Genomic DNA, 17,004 nt, shown 5'->3' with positions numbered 1-17,004 from the left:
GGCGCGCGCCGACGCGCCCGCACCCGGAGGCGGGTGCGGGCGCTCGAGTCCTCGACTACGCCTGCGCCACGGGCGCCCAGGCACCGGTGCCGACGGCGTCGGTCACGATGCCGGCACCGAAGCGGTCGAGCCGGAACGAGGCCAGCACGGGCGACGGCGCCCCGGTCAGGATCTCCTCGGCGAGCAGTTCGCCGAGCGCGAGGCCCAGGGTGGCGCCCGAGTGCGTGAACACCGTGGACAGGCCCGCGATCGAGGGCACCGCGCCGACGACCGGCTCGCCGTCTCCCGGGATCGGCTTCAGCCCGGCCCCCACGCGCTGCGCGGTGAGGCGGGGGTTCCCGGCGAGCACGCGCGACGCCGCTTCGAGGAGCCCCTGCACCGTCGCCTCGGGGACGGTGATCGATCCGTCGTCGCCGACGACGACGGACTTCTCCGCCCAGTCGGCGTCGAGCACGAGCCGTCCGTCAGGGGTCGGTCGCACGGCGACCCGCGGCGTGTTCAGCACGGTCCTCACCTCGACGTCGACCGGGTCGGTGAAGAGCACGAACGCCGCCGGAGTCGCGTCGGGAAGGGTCACCCCGAGGGCGGCGAGGTGCGCGGGGACGTCCCCGCCGGTGGCGAGCACCACGTGATCGGCGGCGATCTGCTTGCCGTCCCCGAGGACCACCCCGTGCGCGACGCCGCCCTGCACGTCGACGCGCACGTCGCCCGCGTGCTCGATGACCCGGGCGCCGTCCGCCCCGGCCTCGGCGACCAGCTCGGCGATGAGGTCGGGCAGGTTCACCCAGCCCTCGCCCGCGTTGAAGATCGCGCCCTCCTCGGCGACCGCTGCCGCGTCGACGTCGGGAGCGACGGCGCTCACGTCGGATCGATCGACCCAGACCGCGTCGTATCCGGCGGCGCGCTCGAACGCGAACGTCTCGCGGAAGCTCTCGCCGTCGCCGGCCCACTTCATCGCACCGTCGAACCGCAGGTAGGACCGGCTCTCCGGGTGGCGCTCGGCCCAGGTCCGGTATCGGTCGAGGGCGATCAGACGCAGGTAGTGGTAGTCGCGCGAGCGGTCGCCCGACGAGTTCAGCCAGGCGATCGAGCGGCCGGAGGCCCCGTCGGCGATCGCCCCGGACGTGACGAGGGTCACGTCGGCGCCGCCCCGTGCGAGGTGCGCCGCGGTCGACGCTCCGAGGATCCCGCCGCCGATGACGACGACGTGCTTCGTTCCGGTTCCAGACATGATGCGTTGTTCCTTCTCGTGGTTCTCGAGTACTGCGTGCGGGTCAGGCGTCGACGGATGCCGCGGCGTGCGCTCGCTCGATGAGTTCGAGCACCGCGACCGCGTCGGCCGGATCGACGGGGAGGGGGCCGCCGTCGCGAAGCGCGACGGCGAGCAGCCGGTAGAAGGCGCCGTAGTCGCCCCGCTCGGTGGGGACCGACCGCCAGGCGCCGTCGGTGCCGAGCACGCCCCGACGGGCCTCCGGCGTCTCGCCGAATCCGGGATCGCCCGGGAGCGCGCCCCCGATGAGGGCGGGCTCCTGGCCGTCGAGGCCCCAGCTCGTGTAGCCGGCGCGCGAGCCGAGCACGTGGAAGCGGGGGCCGAGGCGCGGGGCGACGGCGTTCATCCAGAGGTGCGAGCGCACGCCCGACTCGTGCCGGAGCGCGAGGAACACGTCGTCGTCCGCAGCGGCGGCGGGACGCCGCCGGTCGATCTCTGCGCTGAGCTCGGCGACGGGGCCGAACAGCTGCACGGCCTGGTCGAGGAGGTGCGTGCCGAGGTCGTAGAGGATCCCGCCGCCCTCCGCGACGCTCGCCTCGGTCTTCCACGAGGTGGGCGGCTCGGGCTTCCACCACTCGAACCGGGACTCGAACCGGTGCACCTCGCCCAGCTCGCCGCGATCGACGAGCCGGCGCACCGTGCGGAAGTCGCCGTCCCAGCGGCGGTTCTGGAAGACGGTGAGGGTGCGGCCGAGCCGGGCCGCGGTCGCGATGAGCTCGCGACCGTCGTCGGCGGTGACCGCGAACGGCTTGTCCACCACCACGTCGAGGCCCGCCTCGAGCGCCGCCTCGGCGAGCGCGGCGTGCGTGCCGCTCGGCGAGCCGATGACGACGAGGTCGATTCGCTCGGCCGTCGCCCACAGGTCGTCGACGGTCGCGAGGGTCCTGGCCGACGGATGCCGTGCCTCCGCCGACGCCCGACGCGACGGGTCGCGCGTGACGATCGCATCGAGCGAGTAGGCGGGGTCGGCGTCGACGAACGGCGCGTGGAAGACCCGCCCGGAGGTGCCGTAGCCGATGATCGCGGTGCGGATGGGCGCGCGCTGCGCGGCATCCGCCATCAGAGCACCTCCGAGAGGAAGCGCTGCAGGCGCGGGCTCCGCGGGCGGTCGAAGAGGTCGCCGGGCGCGCCGTGCTCGACGACGCGCCCCTCGTCCATGAACACGACCTGGTCGGCGACCTTCCGGGCGAAGCCCATCTCGTGCGTGACGACGAGCATCGTCATGCCTCGGCGGGCGAGGCCGGCCATGAGGGTCAGCACGCCCTTGACGAGCTCGGGGTCGAGTGCGCTCGTCGCCTCGTCGAAGAGCATCACCTCGGGATCCATCGCGAGGGCGCGGGCGATCGCGACGCGCTGCTGCTGCCCGCCGGAGAGATCACGCGGGCGGTGGTCCGCGCGCTCGGCGAGGCCGACCTCGGTGAGCCGCTCCATGGCGGTCCGGGTTGCGGCCGCCTTCGACATCCGCTTGACGTTGCGCAGCGCGAGCGCCACGTTCTCGAGCGCGGTGTGGTCGGGGAACAGGTTGAAGTGCTGGAACACGAGCCCGATCCGTCGGCGCACCGCGTCCGGCTTCTGCGTGAGCACGCTCTCGCCCGCGAGCAGGACGTCGCCGCTGCTGGGTTCGTGCAGCCGGTTCACGCCGCGCAGCAGCGTGGACTTGCCCGAGCCCGAGGGTCCGATGATGCAGGTGGTCGTGCCCGGGGCGACCTCGAGGCTGACGTCGCGGAGCACCTCGATGTCGCCGTAGGCCATGGACACGCCCCGCAGCTCGAGGCTCGAGCCGGAGTAGCGGTGGCCGTCGGTGATCGGGAGTGCGGACATGGTGGTCACGAGTTCTCTCCGTAGGTCAGTGCCGGGCTCGGGGTCTGCTCCTCGACCTCGTCGAGGCCGCTTCGCGGCGGCGCCGACTTGCGGCGCCCGGTGCGGAACCGGTCGTCGAAGTGGTTGACGAGGTGGGTCAGCGGGACCGTGATGACGAGGTAGAACAGTCCGGCCATCACCAGAGGCGACAGGTTGCCGGTGAGCACGGCGGCATCCTGTCCGACGCGGAACAGCTCGCGCTCGGACACGAGCAGGCCGAGGAAGTACACCAGGCTCGAGTCCTTCACGATCGCGATGAACTGGTTCACCAGGGCGGGCAGCACCCGGCGGACGCCCTGCGGGACGACGACCAGGCGCATCGCGCTGCCGTAGCTCATGCCGAGGGCGCGGCAGGCCTCGATCTGGCCGCGGTCGACGCTCTGGATGCCGGCGCGGAAGATCTCGCCGATGTACGCGCTCGCGATCAGGCTCAGTGCGAGGATGCCGAGCGGGTAGGGCGAGGGGCCGAAGACCTGCTGGCTGAGCCGGGCGAAGCCCTGGCCGATGAGCAGGATGGTCAGGATCGCGGGCAGGCCGCGGAAGATGTCGGTGTAGACGCGGGCGGGGATGCGCAGCCAGCGCGAGCGCGAGATGCCCATGATCGCGACGACCATGCCGAGCACGACGCCGATCACGGTCGCGGCGATCGAGATGACGAGGGTGTTCACCAGGCCCGTGCCGAGCATCTGGGGGAACACCTGCCACATCGCCTCGAAGTCGAGGAAGGTCGCGACGAGGGTGTCGAGCCAGTCCATGAGGTCCTCCGTTGTGGTGGGGATGGACCGGTGCGGGCCGCGGTTGCTGTGGGGCGGCCCGCACCGGGATGGGAGGGGTTACTCGCCCTGCTCGTCCGACGGCAGGTACTGGTCGGGCATCGGCGAGCCCGGGAACCACTTCTCGTAGAGCTCCTTCCAGGTGCCGTCCTCCATGGCCGCGTGCAGGGCCTCGTTGAGCGCGGCCTGGAACTCGGCGTTGCCCTTCGCGATCGCGAACCCGGCGGGTGCGTCGAAGGAGGGGATGTCGATGGCGTTCACGAGCCCGTACTGCTCGGCGTACTCCTTGGCCGCCTCGTAGTCGAGGAAGTGCGCATCGATCGAGCCGCTGTTCACCGCCGAGATCGCGGCGTTGTTGTCGGGGAAGCGGACCAGTTCGGTGTCGGTGAAGTTCTTCACCGCGTACGCCTCCTGCAGGGTGCCCTGCACGACGCCGAGACGCTTCCCGGCGAGGCCGGACGCGTCCTCGATGCCGGCGGCGGGGCTCGCCATGACCGTCAGGTAGCCCGCGAGGTAGCCGTCGGAGAAGTCGACGGTCTGCTTGCGCTCGTCCGTGATGCCGATCGCCGCGACGCCGGCGTCGAACTGGCCGTTGGCGACGGCCGGGAGGATGGCCGAGAAGTCCTGGCCGGTGAACACGACGTCGTCGATGCCGATGCGGCTCGCGACATCCGTGAAGAACTCGACGTCGAAGCCGGTGAACTCGCCGTTCTCGTCGGTGAACGTGTACGGCTTGGCGTCGCCGAGGCTCGCCACGCGGATCTGGCCCGGGGTGATCAGGCCGTACGGGTTGTCGGACGCGTCGTCGGACGCGGAGGTGCCGGACGCGCCGCTGGCGCAGGCGGAGAGGACGAGGGCGGTGGCCGCCGCGGCGACGGCGACGGCCGTGCGGCGGAGGGTGGTGCGCTGGATCACGATGCTGCTTCCTGTTCGTGTCGGGGAATGTGCGGGTTCGGTTTCGGGTGGTGCGGTGGTGCTCCCGGGGTGCTGCGGCCCGGTGGACGCAGATCCGGATCGGGATCCGGATCTTGTTGAGACCGGTCTCAGTCGCGTAGATTGAGACCGGTCTCAGCGCGTTTCCGGAACACTAACCGGCCGTCGAGACATCCGTCAACAACTTTCTCTGAGGAGCTCTCAATGCCGGCAGACCACCTGAACGGTCGCCGCGAGGTGACCGTGAGCGATGTCGCCGCCGCCGCGAAGGTGTCGAAGGCGACCGCTGCGCGGGTCCTGGGCGGCTACGGCGCGGCCAGCGAGGCCGTTCGGGATCGCGTCCAGGCCGCGGCCGAGGAACTCGGCTACCGCCCCAACGCGCTCGCGAAGACCATGACGACCGGCCGCTCGAACTCGATCGGCATCATCGTCGGCGACATCGAGAACCCGTTCTTCGCGCAGGCCACGAGGGGGGCGGCGGATGTCGCGAAGGCGGCCGGGTACGACCTGATCCTGCTGAACTCCGACGAGCACGCCGACGCGGAGGAGAACGCCGTCTCGGTGCTGCTCGCCAAGCGCGTCGACGGCATCCTCGTCGCACCCGCCTCGACGACCGACCCCTCGACGCTGCGCGCCGCCGTCGAGCGCGGGCGGCCGCTGGTCCTGTTCGACCGCATCGCCGACGGGCTCGACGTCGACGCGGTCGTCGCGGACAACCGCGCCGGCGCGCGCCGCCTGACGGACCTGCTCCTCGAGGCGGGCCACCGCCGCGTCGCGTTCGTCTCCACGATCGTGCACGAGGGCGACTACCGGGTCGGCGACCGCCTCGGCTCGAGCTCCGTCGGCGACCGCGTCACGGGATTCGTCGAGGCCCTCGAGGTCGCCGGAATCCCCGATCCAGCCCGGTTCGTGCGCCTGAACGCACGCCGCGACGGCGTCGACGCCATCGTCCGCGGACTCGTCGACGAGGGCATCACGGCGATCGTCGCGTCGGACAGCCTCATCGCGCAGGCCGCATTCCGAACGCTTCGCGAACTCGGCATCCCGATCCCGACGGCCGTGTCGCTCGTCGCCTTCGACGATGCGGACTGGACGAGCCTCTCGGCGCCCGCGATCACCGTCATGGCGCAACCCATCCACGAGATCGGTGCCGAGGCCGCGCGACTGCTCATCCGCCGCATCGCGGGCGACGGGTCCCCACACGAGAACGTGGTGCTCCCCCAGCGGCTCATCGAACGCGAGTCCATCGCGCCGCCCCCCGACTGATCCCGCACCGTCGCCCGTGGCGGGCACTGCGGCATCCGGCGCCCGTACGATCGACCACATGACCGATCCCGCCCGACGCGAGCCCGACGACCACGACGAGCACGACGGCGTGAGCGACGCGACCGGCCCCACCGGCCAGGCGCCGACGCCGTGGTTCGGCGACCAGTACGACGTGGGCGGGCTCGGCATGGGTCGGTTGTTCGCGTGGGCCGCCGTGCTGCTCGGCGCCGGCGCGCTCGGCATCGCGCTGTTCGCGCCGCTCGAGGGCCAGGCGTTGCGCACGGTGTGGATCGCCGGTTTCGGCGCCGCCGCGATGTGGGTCGCGTGGATGGCGCCCGCGCGCTACCGGCGAGCCGGAGTGCGCGTGTCGTGGGCGGTGCCGCTCGCGACGGTGCTCGGCGCGCTCGCCATCGGCGTCGCGATCTACGCGTTCATCGTCATCGTCGCGGCGAGCGGCGGCGTCGAGCTGCCGGCGCCGTCGTACTGGCTCGGTCCGACCGCGCCCGCGCCGGGCGTGCCCACCTGAGTCGCAGCGCCGCCCGCCCGCACGTCACGCACTGGGCAGCGGCGCGTCGTAGTCGTCGACGACGTCCTCGCCCCGGGTGACGACACCGAAGAGCTCCCACTTGGGCTCGCCGATCGTGCCGCCGACGATGCAGTTGCTCGCCCCGGATTCGACCAGGTCGGCCGGTCGATTGCCGTCGTCGACCTCGATGTAGACGAACCACAGCCCGTCGCCACGGAGCAGCACGGATGCCTCGTCGAACGGCGCGTACTCGAGCAGTGCGAAGTCTCCGGGGTAGAACGCGTAGGTCTGCGCGCGGCACAGGGCGTATGCATCGATCGCCTCGAGCGGGCGATCGGCGTCGGCCGCGACGAGTTCGTCGGATGCGGGCGGCGCGTCGCTCGCGGTCGGCGACGGCGTCGTCGCGTGGGGCACCTCGGAGGGCGACGGCGTCCCGGTCGCCGTGCACCCCGCGAGCAGCGCGGTCAGTGCGATGGCCCCGAGGAGGGCCCTTCCGGTGCGGGAGCGCACGCGGGCGCTGGGCTTCGGATCCACCCGGCGAGCGTATCCGCCGGCTCCACGCAGCCGGCACAGGGCTGGCCCTGAGTGCGGGCCGGGTTGCGGCACCACGCCGCACGGCGTAGACACGCGTCATGGTGGTCGCCGACCGATGGCACGACGGGGGACCGTACGAGCGGTACATCGGGCGGTGGAGCAGGCCGGTCGCGGACCGGTTCCTCGAATCGCTCGATGCGGAACGCGGCATCCGCTGGGTCGACGTGGGCTGCGGCACGGGCGCGCTCACCGCCGCCGTGGTCGAACGGTACGCACCGAGCTCGATCGTGGGCGTCGACCCGTCCGAGGGCTTCCTCGCCGCAGCGCGGGATCGACCCGGGATCGTCGGCCGTCCGGAGGTGCGGTTCGTCGTGGGCGATGCGCAGCACCTCCCGCTGCCGGACGGGGCCGCGGATGCCGTCGTGTCCGGCCTGGTGCTCAACTTCGTGCCGGATGCCGCGGCCGCCGTGGCGGAGTTCTCGCGCGTCGCCGCGCCGGGCGGACTCATCGCGGCCTACGTCTGGGACTATTCCGGCGGCATGCGCATGCTGCGCCACTTCTGGGATGCCGCGGCGGCGGTCGACCCCGCCGCGGTCGCCCTCGACGAGGGGCGGCGCTTCCCGATCTGCGACCCGCAGCCGCTCCGGGACCTCTGGTCTGCCGCGCCGGGAATGGACGGCGACTCCGTCCGCGTCGACGCGATCGACGTCGAGACGGTGTTCTCGGACTTCGACGACCTGTGGTCCCCGTTCCTCGGCGGCCAGGGTCCGGCGCCGTCGTACCTCGCGTCGGCGACGGATGCCGCGCGCACGGCGGTCCGCGACCGGATGCGCGCGACCGTCGAGCCGGCGACCCGGCCGGACGGGTCGATCGCCTTGAACGCGCGAGCCTGGGCGATCGTCGGACGACGCTCCTGAGGGGTACAGCCCGCGATCAGGTCCAGAACCCGTCGTGGACGGCGGCGGCCTCGGGAAGGTCGGCGGGTCCGTCGACGATCACCGGCCGTCCGCCGCGGGCGAAGACCTCGCGCGACGGCAGGCTGAGCGTCGGCACGCCCTCCTGTTCGGCGACGATGTCGCGGAGCCCGGCCTCCGAGAGCGCGAACACGACCCGCGGGATGCCGCTCCAGTAGATGGCGCCCGAGCACATCGCGCACGGCTCGGTGCTCGTGTAGAGCGTCGCCGCGGCGAGTTCGCGCTCGTCGAGGACGGCCGCCGCATCGCGCACGACGTTCGTCTCAGCGTGCCCGGTCGGGTCGCGCCGGGTCACCACCGTGTTCATGCCCTCGACGACGCGCCCGTCACCGGTGACGACGATCGACCCGAACGGATGGTCCCCGCGCTCGCGCGCGGCCCGCGCCAACTCGACGCATCGTCGCAGCCGCGCCAGGTCGTGCTCGTCGATGCCGTTCGCCTCGCTCATCCGGTTCCCCCTTCGTCGACGGATGCCGCCGCCTCCCATTGTGCGCACCCTGTGGATGACGCCGGGACCCCGCTCGCGGATCGCCTACCTTGGTCCGCATGCCCCGACGCCTCCGCCGCCTCGTCGTGCTCGCCCTGACGGGCGCGGCGCTGGTCGCCCTCACCGGGTGCGCCGCGGCTCAGACCACTCCGTCCCCGCCCCCGACGACGGATGCCGCCGAGACGCCGCTGTTCGCATCCGACGAGGAGGCGCTGGCGGCGGCGGTCGAGGCGTATGAGCGCCACCTAGAGTCGACCGCCGCCATACTCGCCGGCGAGCTCCCCGCCGACGCTATCCGGGAGACATCATCGGGTGAGTTCGGCGAGAAGCGCGTCTCGGAGCTCGAGACCTTCGTCGCCTCCGGACTTCGTGCGAGCGGCATGACCACGATCGACACAGCCGCACTGATCGAGACGCATGTTGACGACGGAGAGACCTTCATCTCGATCTACGCGTGCCAAGACGTCTCTGGCACAGTCCTGCGCAACTCTCAAGGCGAAGACGTGACTCCCAGCGATCGCGACGAGCGGGTGGCACTCGTTCTGGAGTTCCGAGCGGAGATCACGAGCATCAAGGTGAGCGGAAACGAACTGTGGCCTGGCGACGACTTCTGTTAGTCACCACAGTCGCCGCGGGAGCAATCGTGGCAGGCGGCCACTCCGCATGCCCCGCAGACCTCCAGCTCGCTGGTCTGTGCGACCTCAGACTGGATGACTCGATCTCAGAAGGCCTTGTCGAACTCGAGGCCGAACTACACAGAATCCACGATCAGCCACCTACCGCCGAAGGCGGGGCGGCCCCCGATCGGGTCGATCCCGCGTCCGAGCCCACCCGACCGGCCGAGCCGCCGCGGGACGTTTGCAACCCGGAGAACCCGACCGTCTGCGCGTTCGAGGGCGCCGAGCCGGAGCCACCGGCGCCGGGCGAGCCGACCGTGACGCTGCGCGACATCGCCTCGTTCCGGCCGGACGTGGCATCGGGCCAGATGCAGCCCGACGGGTGGGCGGTCGTCGGGCTCCCGGCGAACTTCATCGGGCGCGCGTCCGTCGAGACGCGTTCCGGCACGCTGCTCGGTCGCCCCGCCGAGGTGCGGTTCCACCCGGTCGCCTACCGGTGGTCGCATTCCGACGGAGGGCTCGTCCATTCCGCCGATCCCGGTGCGACCTGGGACGACCTCGGCGTCGCCGAGTTCACGACGACGCCGACGAGCCACGCGTACGCGGCATCCGGTCGGTACACGGTCGACCCGACCGTCGTCTACGTGGCGGAGTACCGATTCGACGGCTCGGCCTGGCGATGGATCGACGGAACGCTCAGCCTGCCGGCACCGCAGATGAACGTGCTCGTCGGCGAATTCGACACGGTCCTGGTGACCGGCGACTGCAGCGCGGTCCGCGACGGCCCGGGCTGCTGAGCGGCGGGGGTCCGGGTTCAGGACGCCCGGTACTTCGGTACTTCGGTACTTCGATACCGAGGTTTCGGCGGGAGAACCTCCCCCCGAGGTTCACGTCCCGCATACGAACCGTAGACGCGCCCGCTACTCCGCCGGCGCCTGGTCCAGTGCGGCCAGCACGCGCGGCACCGAACCGCCGAGGTTCCACTCCTCCGCGAGGTCCTCGAGGGTCTCGCGGCGGGCACCCGTGACGGGCGCGAGCCGGGCGTCGAGATCCTCCGCCGACGGCAGGTCGAGGTCGCGCACCACGTTGACCACGGTCGGGGCGACCGCGAGGTACTCATGCGCGCCGGTGAGCTTCGCCCGCATGGAGGCCGACATCGTCGCGGGCGCGGCGGCCGCGGCATCCGGGTCGCCCGACGCCACCGCGAGCATCGCATCGAGCGAGCCGAAGTCGCCGAGCAGGCCCGCCGCGGTCTTCTCGCCGATCCCGGCGACGCCCGGCAGCCCGTCGGACGAGTCCCCGCGGAGCGTCGCGAAGTCGGCGTACTGCGACGCCTCGATGCCGTACTTCGCGACGACCCACTCGTTGTCGACGAGCTCCAGCCGGTTCATGCCGCGGGCGGTGTAGATGACACGCACGCCCCGGTCGTCGTCGACGAGCTGGAACAGGTCGCGGTCGCCCGACACGACGTCGACCGGAATGGTCGCCTGCGTCGCGAGCGAACCGATCACGTCGTCGGCCTCGTGCGCCGCGACGCCGACGATCGGGATGCCGAGCAGGCCGAGCGCCTCGCGGATCATCGGCAGCTGCGCCTCGAGCGGGTCGGGCACCTCCTCGATGTCGGGCCCGGCGGGCACGACCTGCTCGACACGGTGCGCCTTGTAGCTCGGGATGAGCTCCACGCGCCAGTGCGGCCGCCAGTCGTCGTCCCAGCATGCGACGAGATGCGTCGGCTCGAACTCGGACACCAGGCGGGCGATCATGTCGAGCAGCCCGCGCACCGCGTTCACGGGCGTGCCGTCGGCCCGCTTCAGCGAGTCGGGCACGCCGTAGAACGCCCGGAAGTACAGCGAGGCGGTGTCGAGGAGCATGAGTCGGTCGGCCATGCGCCGATCCTCCCACCACCGCCCGACGAGGGCACGCCCGCACCGGCACGACCGGCACCTCGAGCACCCGTCGCGCGCGCTCCGGGCGCTCACAGCGAACCCACAGCGTGGGGGCGCATCCTGCGGAACATCGGCCGCCCGAACGGGGTTCTTCCTCATGGACGCAGGAGTAACCGGCTCAGCCGGTGTCACCGGTCCGGGGCGGCACAGCCGGTGTCGCCGGAGAAGGAGCAACCGTGTCACAGGACTATCGCAGGACTCCCGAGGCGCTCGACCGCCTCACCCCGCTGCAGCGCAAGGTCACGCAGGACGACGCCACCGAGCCGGCGTTCCGAAACGAGTACTGGAACAACCACGAGCCCGGCCTCTACGTCGACGTCGTCTCGGGCCAGCCGCTCTTCGCGAGCGTGCACAAGTACGACAGCCGTTCCGGCTGGCCGAGCTTCACGCGCCCGATCGACCAAGCGGCCGTCACCGAGCACGTCGACCGCTCGTTCTTCATGAAGCGCGTCGAGGTCCGATCGGCCGGCGCCGACAGCCACCTCGGCCACGTCTTCGACGACGGTCCGGCGGATGCCGGCGGCCTGCGCTACTGCATCAACTCCGCCGCACTCCGCTTCGTGCACCTCGACGACCTCGAGGCCGAGGGCTACGGCGAGTACCTCACCCTGTTCGTCACCATCACCGAGGAGACCGCATGACCACCCCAGGCGCCATCACCACCGTTTCCGGAGCCGAGACCGCGGTCCTCGCGGGCGGCTGTTTCTGGGGCATGGAGGACCTCGTGCGCAAGCTGCCGGGCGTGATCGACACGCGCGTCGGCTACAGCGGCGGCGACGTCGACCACGCGACCTACCGCAACCACGGCTCGCACGCCGAGGCGCTCGAGGTCGTGTTCGACCCGACGAAGCTCAGCTACCGCGAGCTGCTGGAGTTCTTCTTCCAGATCCACGACCCGAGCACGAAGAACCGGCAGGGCAACGACGTCGGCACGAGCTATCGCTCGGCGATCTTCCCGACCAGCGACGCCCAGTACGACACGGCGATCGACACCATCGCCGACGTGGACGCCTCCGGCATCTGGCCCGGCCCGGTCGTGACCGAGGTCGCCCCGGCCGGCAAGTTCTGGGAGGCCGAGCCCGAGCACCAGGACTACCTGCAGCGCATCCCGTGGGGCTACACCTGCCACTTCGTCCGGCCCGGATGGCGCCTGCCGAAGCGCGGCGCCGCCGGCGCCGAGACGGCCGCCGCGAGCTGAGCGGGGAAACGGGGCCCGCGACCGCACGGTCGCGGGCCCCGCGTCGTCCACCGGGCGTGCCCTCCCCCCGACCGCTAGCGTGAGTCGCATGCGGTTGTCCGAACGGTTCCGCGCCACGAAGCGGGCGCCGATCCTGCAGGTGCTGAAGTCCGCGGTGGCGACGGTCGCGGCGTGGCTCCTCGCCGGGTGGCTGATCCCCGGTCCGCTGCCCGTGTTCGCCGCGATCGCCGCGCTCCTCGTCGTGCAGCCGAGCGTCAACCAGTCGCTGGGCAAGGCGCTCGAGCGCAGCGTCGGCGTGATCGCGGGCGTCGTGATCGCCTCGCTCCTCGGCCTCGCATTCGGACCGACGAGCTGGGTGATCCTCGCCGCCATCCTCATCGCACTGCTCGTCGCGTGGGCGCTGCGGATGACGGCCGGCACCTCGAACCAGGTCGCGATCAGCGCGATGCTCGTGCTCGCGCTCGGCGGCACCTCGCCGGAGTACGCCCTCGACCGCGTGCTCGAGACGCTCATCGGAGCGGCGATCGGCATCGTCGTCAACGCGCTCATCGTGCCGCCCGTGCTCGTCGACCCAGCCCGGGAGCACCTCGCGCGGCTCGGCAGCGAGCTCGCGGCATCCACCGACCGACTCGCCGAGGCGCTGCGCGCCCCGCAGCGCCCCGCCGACCTGACCGAGCTCATGCTCGAGGTCCGCCTCATGCGGCCGATGCGGGATGCCGCGGCCGCCGCGATCGCGGACGCCGAGGAGTCGCTCACCCTGAACCCGCGACGGTCGGCGCATCGCGGCGGCATCGTCGAGCAGCATCGCCTGCTGGCACGGCTCAGTCCCATCGTGACCCAGGTCGGCGGGATGACCCGGGCCTTCGTCGACCACTACGACGACGACCTCGCCGCCGAACCGACCGTCCGCGCGATCGCCGAGCAGCTGCAGCGGGTCGCGCACGACATCCGGCTCGCGGTGCACCTCGCCGAGGTGGACCCCGAGCCCCTCACCTCCGCGATCCCGGCACTCACGGCACCGCTCCAGATCGCGCCGCCGAAGTCGGACCACTGGATCCTCATCGGCTCGCTCATGGAGGACCTCCGCCGCATCCGCGAGGAGCTCCTGGAGGACGATCTCCCACCGGAACCCACGGCGCGCCGCGCACGGGAGTAGCCTGCGCACGGGAGGCGCCATGGACGCGCACGACGACAATGGGGTGCTCGGCGCGATCGGCGGCACGCCGATCGTCCGGCTCGAGTCGCTCGTTCCGGACGGCGCCGCCGAGGTCTGGGTGAAGATCGAGGGCGCGAATCCGACCGGGTCCTACAAGGACCGCATGGCGGTGTCGGTGCTCACGGCGGCGGTCGCCCGGGGCGACGTGTCGCCCGGCGACACCGTGGTCGAGTACACGGGCGGCAGCACGGGCACCTCGCTCGCGTTCGTCGCGGCCGTGCTCGGGCTGCGCTTCACCGCGGTCTTCTCGGACGCGTTCTCCGCGAGCAAGCAGCAGGCGATGGAGGCGTTCGGCGGGGAGGTCCTCGTCGAGGCGAGCCACGGCGACGGGATCACGCCCGAGCTCGTGGGCCGGATGCGGGAACGTGCGTACGCGCTCGCCGAGCAGCCCGGCCACTACTACGCCGACCAGTTCGGCTCGCCCGACGTCATCGCCGGGTACGCCTCCATGGGCGAGGAGATCGGCGCCGCGCTGGGCGACGGCATCGACGTGTTCTGCACCGGCGTCGGCACGGGCGGCGCGCTCATGGGCACGCTCCGCGGCCTCCACGGCGCGGGCCTCGAACCGCAGGTCGTCGCCCTCGAGCCCGCGGAGGCGCCCCTGCTGACGGAGGGCGTCTCGCACGGTCACGCGGTCGAGGGGGTCGCGGTGTTCCCCGACCCGCCGTTCCTCGACCGCGGCGTGCTCGACGGCATCCGCACCATCGGACAGGAGCGGGCGTTCGAGACCTGCCGCAGGCTCGCCCGCACCGAGGGCATCTTCGCCGGCGGTTCGACGGGCATGAACGTCAGCGCCGCGATCGACCTCGCGGTCGAACTCGGCGCCGGCCACCGCGTGGTGACCATCGCCTGCGACCACGGCCTCAAGTACCTCGGCGGACGCATCTACTCCTGACGACGCGCGCCCGCGACGCCGCGCGCCCGCGCGATGTCGCGCCGGGGCCCGGATGTCAAGGACTTCGCCTTTGCGCAGGTCGCGACTACGCTCGCACGGTCGGAGCGCCGCGATCGCGGCGTGGGAAGGAACACCATCACGACGACGACCGAGACCCGCGCGCCGCAACGGATCCGCGACGCGCTCCATCGCACCCCGGGCTGGCTCCTCGCGGCGATCGCCGCAGCCGTGGTCATCGCGATGGCGGTCGTGGTGACCCAGCCGTGGATGGTGCCGACCGACCTCGTGCGGGACGCCCAGGTCGTCGCGGCCGCGCGCGGCAACGCGAGCCCGGCGTACGGACTGGTCTCGAACCTGGGCATCGTGGCGATGCTGCTCGCCGCCGGCGCCGCGTGCACGGCGCTCCTCCTCCGTCCCCGCCGACGGGACGTCCGCCGCCTGCTCGCCTGGAGCCTGACGCTGACGCTGGTCGTCGCGTTGGACGACCTGCTCCTGCTCCACGAGACGGCCGCGTTCGGGCCGGGATCGGGCCTCGTGCTCGCCGCCGCCTACGCGATCGCCTTCCTCGCCTTCGCCCTCCGCTTCCGCGACCTCATCGTGGAGCGCCTCGACGCGGCGCTGCTCGTGGTCATGTTCGCCGGCCTCGGCACCTCGGCGATCGTCGACGTCCTCGTCGAACCGGCCACCCGCGCCTCGGTGCTCGTGGAGGACGGCGCGAAGCTGCTCGGACTGCTCGCGTGGTCGGCATTCGTGGCGCGCGCCGCGATCCTCACCCTGCGGACCGACCGCAGCACTGCCGACGACCGATAGCCGGCGCGCCGACCCCCGGGCCTCAGGCGAGCAGGTCGCGGACCGCCTCGCCCCACTCGAAGCCGCAGTCGCGGCAGTCGAAGATCGGGGCCTCGCCGGAGAGGCCGGCGGCCGCGACATCGGCCTCGACCTCGAGATCGAGCGGGCCGTACACGATGACCCGGACCGCGGCGGAGCCGCAGCGCAGGCAGGGCTCGTCGAGCACGTCGGGCTCGAGCGTCGGAAGCGGCTGGTTCGTCATGGCCCTCACGGTACGAGCGACCTCCGACATCCGTCGCAGGCGTCCCGCGCGTCGCCCGGTCGGTGGACGAACGGCACGAGGATCGACACGGCGGCGCTCGGCCGGAGGCATCCGCCCTGACTATGTTCGAGGCGGAAAGGGGCCAACATGAGCCAGCCCGCGAACACCCGGGGCTTCGACTTCTTCTCGGCGGGCGAGCTGCCCGCTCCCGCGCTGCCGGCCGACGAGGTCGTCGCGATCGTGCGCGAGCACTGGGACCTCGACGTCGAGCTCGACGGGCTCGGCAGCCAGCAGGACCAGAACTTCCTCGCTCGGGCGCGCGTGCCCGAGCACCGCGCCGACGATTCGGGCGAGCCCGACGCTCCGATCGGCGTCGTGAAGATCACGAACCCCGCGTTCACCGCGGACGAGCTCGACGCGCAGGACCACGCCGCCTCGCGCATCGCCGACGCGGCGCCGCACCTCCGCATCGCCACGACGAGCGTCGCCGACGACGGCTCGCCCCGGTCGATCGTGGCCGAGACGAGCGAGGGGCCGCTCGCCGTCCGGCTCCTCGAGTACCTGCCGGGCGGCACCCTCAACGGCCCGGCGTACCTCTCCCCCGCGGTGGTGGCGCGCATGGGCGAGGTCGCGGCGCACGCGAGCCTCGCGCTCTCGGACTTCGACCACCCCGGCCTCGACCGCGTGCTGCAGTGGGACCTCCGGGTCGCCGACCGCGTGGTCGACCTGCTCGCCCACTACCACCCCGACGCCGCGAAGCGGGAGCGGGTGACGGATGCCGCGGCCCGCGCCTGGGCCGACGTGCAGGCCGTCGCGAGCGAGCTCCCCCAGCAGGCCGTGCACCTCGACCTCACCGACGACAACGTGGTGTGCACGACCGACCGCGGCATCCGCCTGCCCGACGGGATGATCGACTTCGGCGACGTGACCCGCAGCTGGGCGGTGTCCGAGCTCGCGATCACGATCTCGTCGGTGCTGCACCACGCCGGCGCCGAGCCGGTCTCGGTGCTGCCCGCCGTGCGGGCGTTCCACGCGCTGCGTCCGCTGTCGGCCTCCGAGGTGCGGGCGCTGTGGCCGCTCGTCGTGCTCCGCGGCGCCGTGCTCGTCGTGAGCGGCGAGCAGCAGGTGCAGATCGACGGCGGCGCGAACGCGTACGCCGCCGAGGGCGTCGAGCGCGAGTGGCGCATCTTCGAGCAGGCGACCTCGGTTCCGTCGGCCGTGATGACCCGGCTGATCGCCGAAGCGCTGGGCGTCGAGCTCGACGACGGGCGAGCGGATGCCTCGCGCCACCGCCCCACCCGGATCGGCCTCGACCCGGCACCGGACCTCGCCGGGGCGGTCCGCCTCGACGTGTCGATCACCTCCGACGAGGTCGACGCGGGCGCCTGGCTCGCGCCCGGCCTCGAGGATCGGCTCGCCCTGGCGGCGCTCGACGCGGGCGCGCCGATGGCGTGGCTC

20 protein-coding genes are annotated in these 17,004 nt (G+C 72.4%); 11 read left to right on the top strand and 9 right to left on the bottom strand.

Going from position 1 to position 17,004, the window contains the following annotated elements; all coding sequences use genetic code 11:
• Positions 1–55: 55 nt before the first annotated feature.
• The 5 genes from ESO86_RS02875 to ESO86_RS02855 form a co-directional block, all read right to left on the bottom strand.
• Positions 56–1,231: an NAD(P)/FAD-dependent oxidoreductase gene (locus ESO86_RS02875; protein ID WP_129233389.1), complete on the bottom strand. Its 1,176-nt coding sequence runs from the start codon at positions 1,229–1,231 to the stop codon at positions 56–58.
• 43 nt (positions 1,232–1,274) lie between these two features.
• Entirely contained in the window at positions 1,275–2,330 is a 1,056-nt protein-coding gene (locus tag ESO86_RS02870) for a Gfo/Idh/MocA family protein (RefSeq protein ID WP_129233388.1), read from the bottom strand.
• Positions 2,330–3,091, bottom strand: coding sequence for an amino acid ABC transporter ATP-binding protein (locus ESO86_RS02865; protein WP_129233390.1), 762 nt, complete (start codon positions 3,089–3,091; stop codon positions 2,330–2,332). The genes ESO86_RS02870 and ESO86_RS02865 overlap by 1 nt, the downstream gene beginning before the upstream one ends.
• A 5-nt stretch (positions 3,092–3,096) precedes the next feature.
• On the bottom strand, positions 3,097–3,885 hold the full coding sequence (locus tag ESO86_RS02860) for an amino acid ABC transporter permease (RefSeq protein ID WP_129233387.1): 789 nt from the start codon (positions 3,883–3,885) through the stop codon (positions 3,097–3,099).
• Between the two features lie 78 nt (positions 3,886–3,963).
• Positions 3,964–4,815, bottom strand: coding sequence for an ABC transporter substrate-binding protein (locus ESO86_RS02855; RefSeq protein WP_422836469.1), 852 nt, complete (start codon positions 4,813–4,815; stop codon positions 3,964–3,966).
• Positions 4,816–5,040: 225 nt separating this feature from the next.
• On the opposite strand from ESO86_RS02855, the gene ESO86_RS02850 reads away from it, so the two are divergent.
• The gene (locus ESO86_RS02850; protein ID WP_129233385.1) at positions 5,041–6,102 is read left to right on the top strand and encodes a LacI family DNA-binding transcriptional regulator; all 1,062 of its coding nucleotides are present in this window, start codon (positions 5,041–5,043) and stop codon (positions 6,100–6,102) included.
• 58 nt (positions 6,103–6,160) lie between these two features.
• Positions 6,161–6,628 (top strand): hypothetical protein, encoded by a 468-nt coding sequence (locus ESO86_RS02845; protein ID WP_129233384.1) that lies wholly within the window; start codon positions 6,161–6,163, stop codon positions 6,626–6,628.
• Between the two features lie 24 nt (positions 6,629–6,652).
• On the opposite strand, the gene ESO86_RS02840 is transcribed toward ESO86_RS02845, so the two are convergent.
• Positions 6,653–7,162 carry a hypothetical protein gene (locus tag ESO86_RS02840; RefSeq protein ID WP_129233383.1) on the bottom strand — a complete coding sequence of 170 codons (510 nt, stop codon included), beginning with the start codon at positions 7,160–7,162 and terminating at the stop codon, positions 6,653–6,655.
• A gap of 98 nt (positions 7,163–7,260) precedes the next feature.
• On the opposite strand from ESO86_RS02840, the gene ESO86_RS02835 reads away from it, so the two are divergent.
• Positions 7,261–8,079, top strand: coding sequence for a class I SAM-dependent methyltransferase (locus ESO86_RS02835; protein ID WP_129233382.1), 819 nt, complete (start codon positions 7,261–7,263; stop codon positions 8,077–8,079).
• A gap of 16 nt (positions 8,080–8,095) precedes the next feature.
• Here ESO86_RS02835 and ESO86_RS02830 read toward each other — a convergent pair whose 3' ends face one another.
• Positions 8,096–8,584, bottom strand: coding sequence for a nucleoside deaminase (locus tag ESO86_RS02830; RefSeq protein WP_129233381.1), 489 nt, complete (start codon positions 8,582–8,584; stop codon positions 8,096–8,098).
• Positions 8,585–8,682: 98 nt separating this feature from the next.
• Here ESO86_RS02830 and ESO86_RS02825 point away from each other — a divergent pair, with 98 nt between their 5' ends.
• Entirely contained in the window at positions 8,683–9,240 is a 558-nt protein-coding gene (locus tag ESO86_RS02825; RefSeq protein WP_129233380.1) for a hypothetical protein, read from the top strand.
• Between the two features lie 317 nt (positions 9,241–9,557).
• Positions 9,558–10,037: a hypothetical protein gene (locus ESO86_RS02820; protein WP_129233379.1), complete on the top strand. Its 480-nt coding sequence runs from the start codon at positions 9,558–9,560 to the stop codon at positions 10,035–10,037.
• A 123-nt stretch (positions 10,038–10,160) separates the two neighbouring features.
• Here ESO86_RS02820 and ESO86_RS02815 read toward each other — a convergent pair whose 3' ends face one another.
• The gene (locus tag ESO86_RS02815) at positions 10,161–11,126 is read right to left on the bottom strand and encodes a 5'-3' exonuclease (RefSeq protein WP_129233378.1); all 966 of its coding nucleotides are present in this window, start codon (positions 11,124–11,126) and stop codon (positions 10,161–10,163) included.
• 236 nt (positions 11,127–11,362) lie between these two features.
• Here ESO86_RS02815 and msrB point away from each other — a divergent pair, with 236 nt between their 5' ends.
• The 5 genes from msrB (at position 11,363) to ESO86_RS02790 (ending at position 15,305) form a co-directional block, all read left to right on the top strand.
• Positions 11,363–11,827, top strand: a complete 465-nt coding sequence (gene msrB / locus ESO86_RS02810; protein ID WP_129233377.1) for a peptide-methionine (R)-S-oxide reductase MsrB — start codon at positions 11,363–11,365, stop codon at positions 11,825–11,827.
• Positions 11,824–12,384, top strand: coding sequence for a peptide-methionine (S)-S-oxide reductase MsrA (gene msrA, locus ESO86_RS02805; RefSeq protein ID WP_129233376.1), 561 nt, complete (start codon positions 11,824–11,826; stop codon positions 12,382–12,384). Before msrB ends, msrA begins: the two co-directional genes overlap by 4 nt.
• A gap of 88 nt (positions 12,385–12,472) precedes the next feature.
• Positions 12,473–13,540: an FUSC family protein gene (locus ESO86_RS02800; RefSeq protein ID WP_129233375.1), complete on the top strand. Its 1,068-nt coding sequence runs from the start codon at positions 12,473–12,475 to the stop codon at positions 13,538–13,540.
• 19 nt (positions 13,541–13,559) lie between these two features.
• Complete coding sequence (locus ESO86_RS02795; protein WP_129233374.1) at positions 13,560–14,495, top strand: PLP-dependent cysteine synthase family protein; 936 nt, start codon at positions 13,560–13,562, stop codon at positions 14,493–14,495.
• A gap of 120 nt (positions 14,496–14,615) precedes the next feature.
• Complete coding sequence (locus ESO86_RS02790) at positions 14,616–15,305, top strand: hypothetical protein (protein WP_129233373.1); 690 nt, start codon at positions 14,616–14,618, stop codon at positions 15,303–15,305.
• A 22-nt stretch (positions 15,306–15,327) separates the two neighbouring features.
• On the opposite strand, the gene ESO86_RS02785 is transcribed toward ESO86_RS02790, so the two are convergent.
• A complete protein-coding gene (locus ESO86_RS02785; RefSeq protein ID WP_129233372.1) occupies positions 15,328–15,546 on the bottom strand; it encodes a hypothetical protein in 219 nt (72 codons plus the stop codon).
• Positions 15,547–15,693: 147 nt separating this feature from the next.
• Between ESO86_RS02785 and ESO86_RS02780 the strand changes: the two genes are divergently transcribed.
• The coding region (locus tag ESO86_RS02780; protein WP_165307252.1) for a phosphotransferase at positions 15,694–17,004 on the top strand (1,311 nt) is incomplete at its 3' end.

The organism is Agromyces binzhouensis, from assembly GCF_004135055.1.
Taxonomy (GTDB): domain Bacteria; phylum Actinomycetota; class Actinomycetes; order Actinomycetales; family Microbacteriaceae; genus Agromyces; species Agromyces binzhouensis.
The sequence above is the reverse complement of the archived record's forward strand: the minus strand, read 5'-3'. Positions and strand labels throughout refer to the sequence as shown.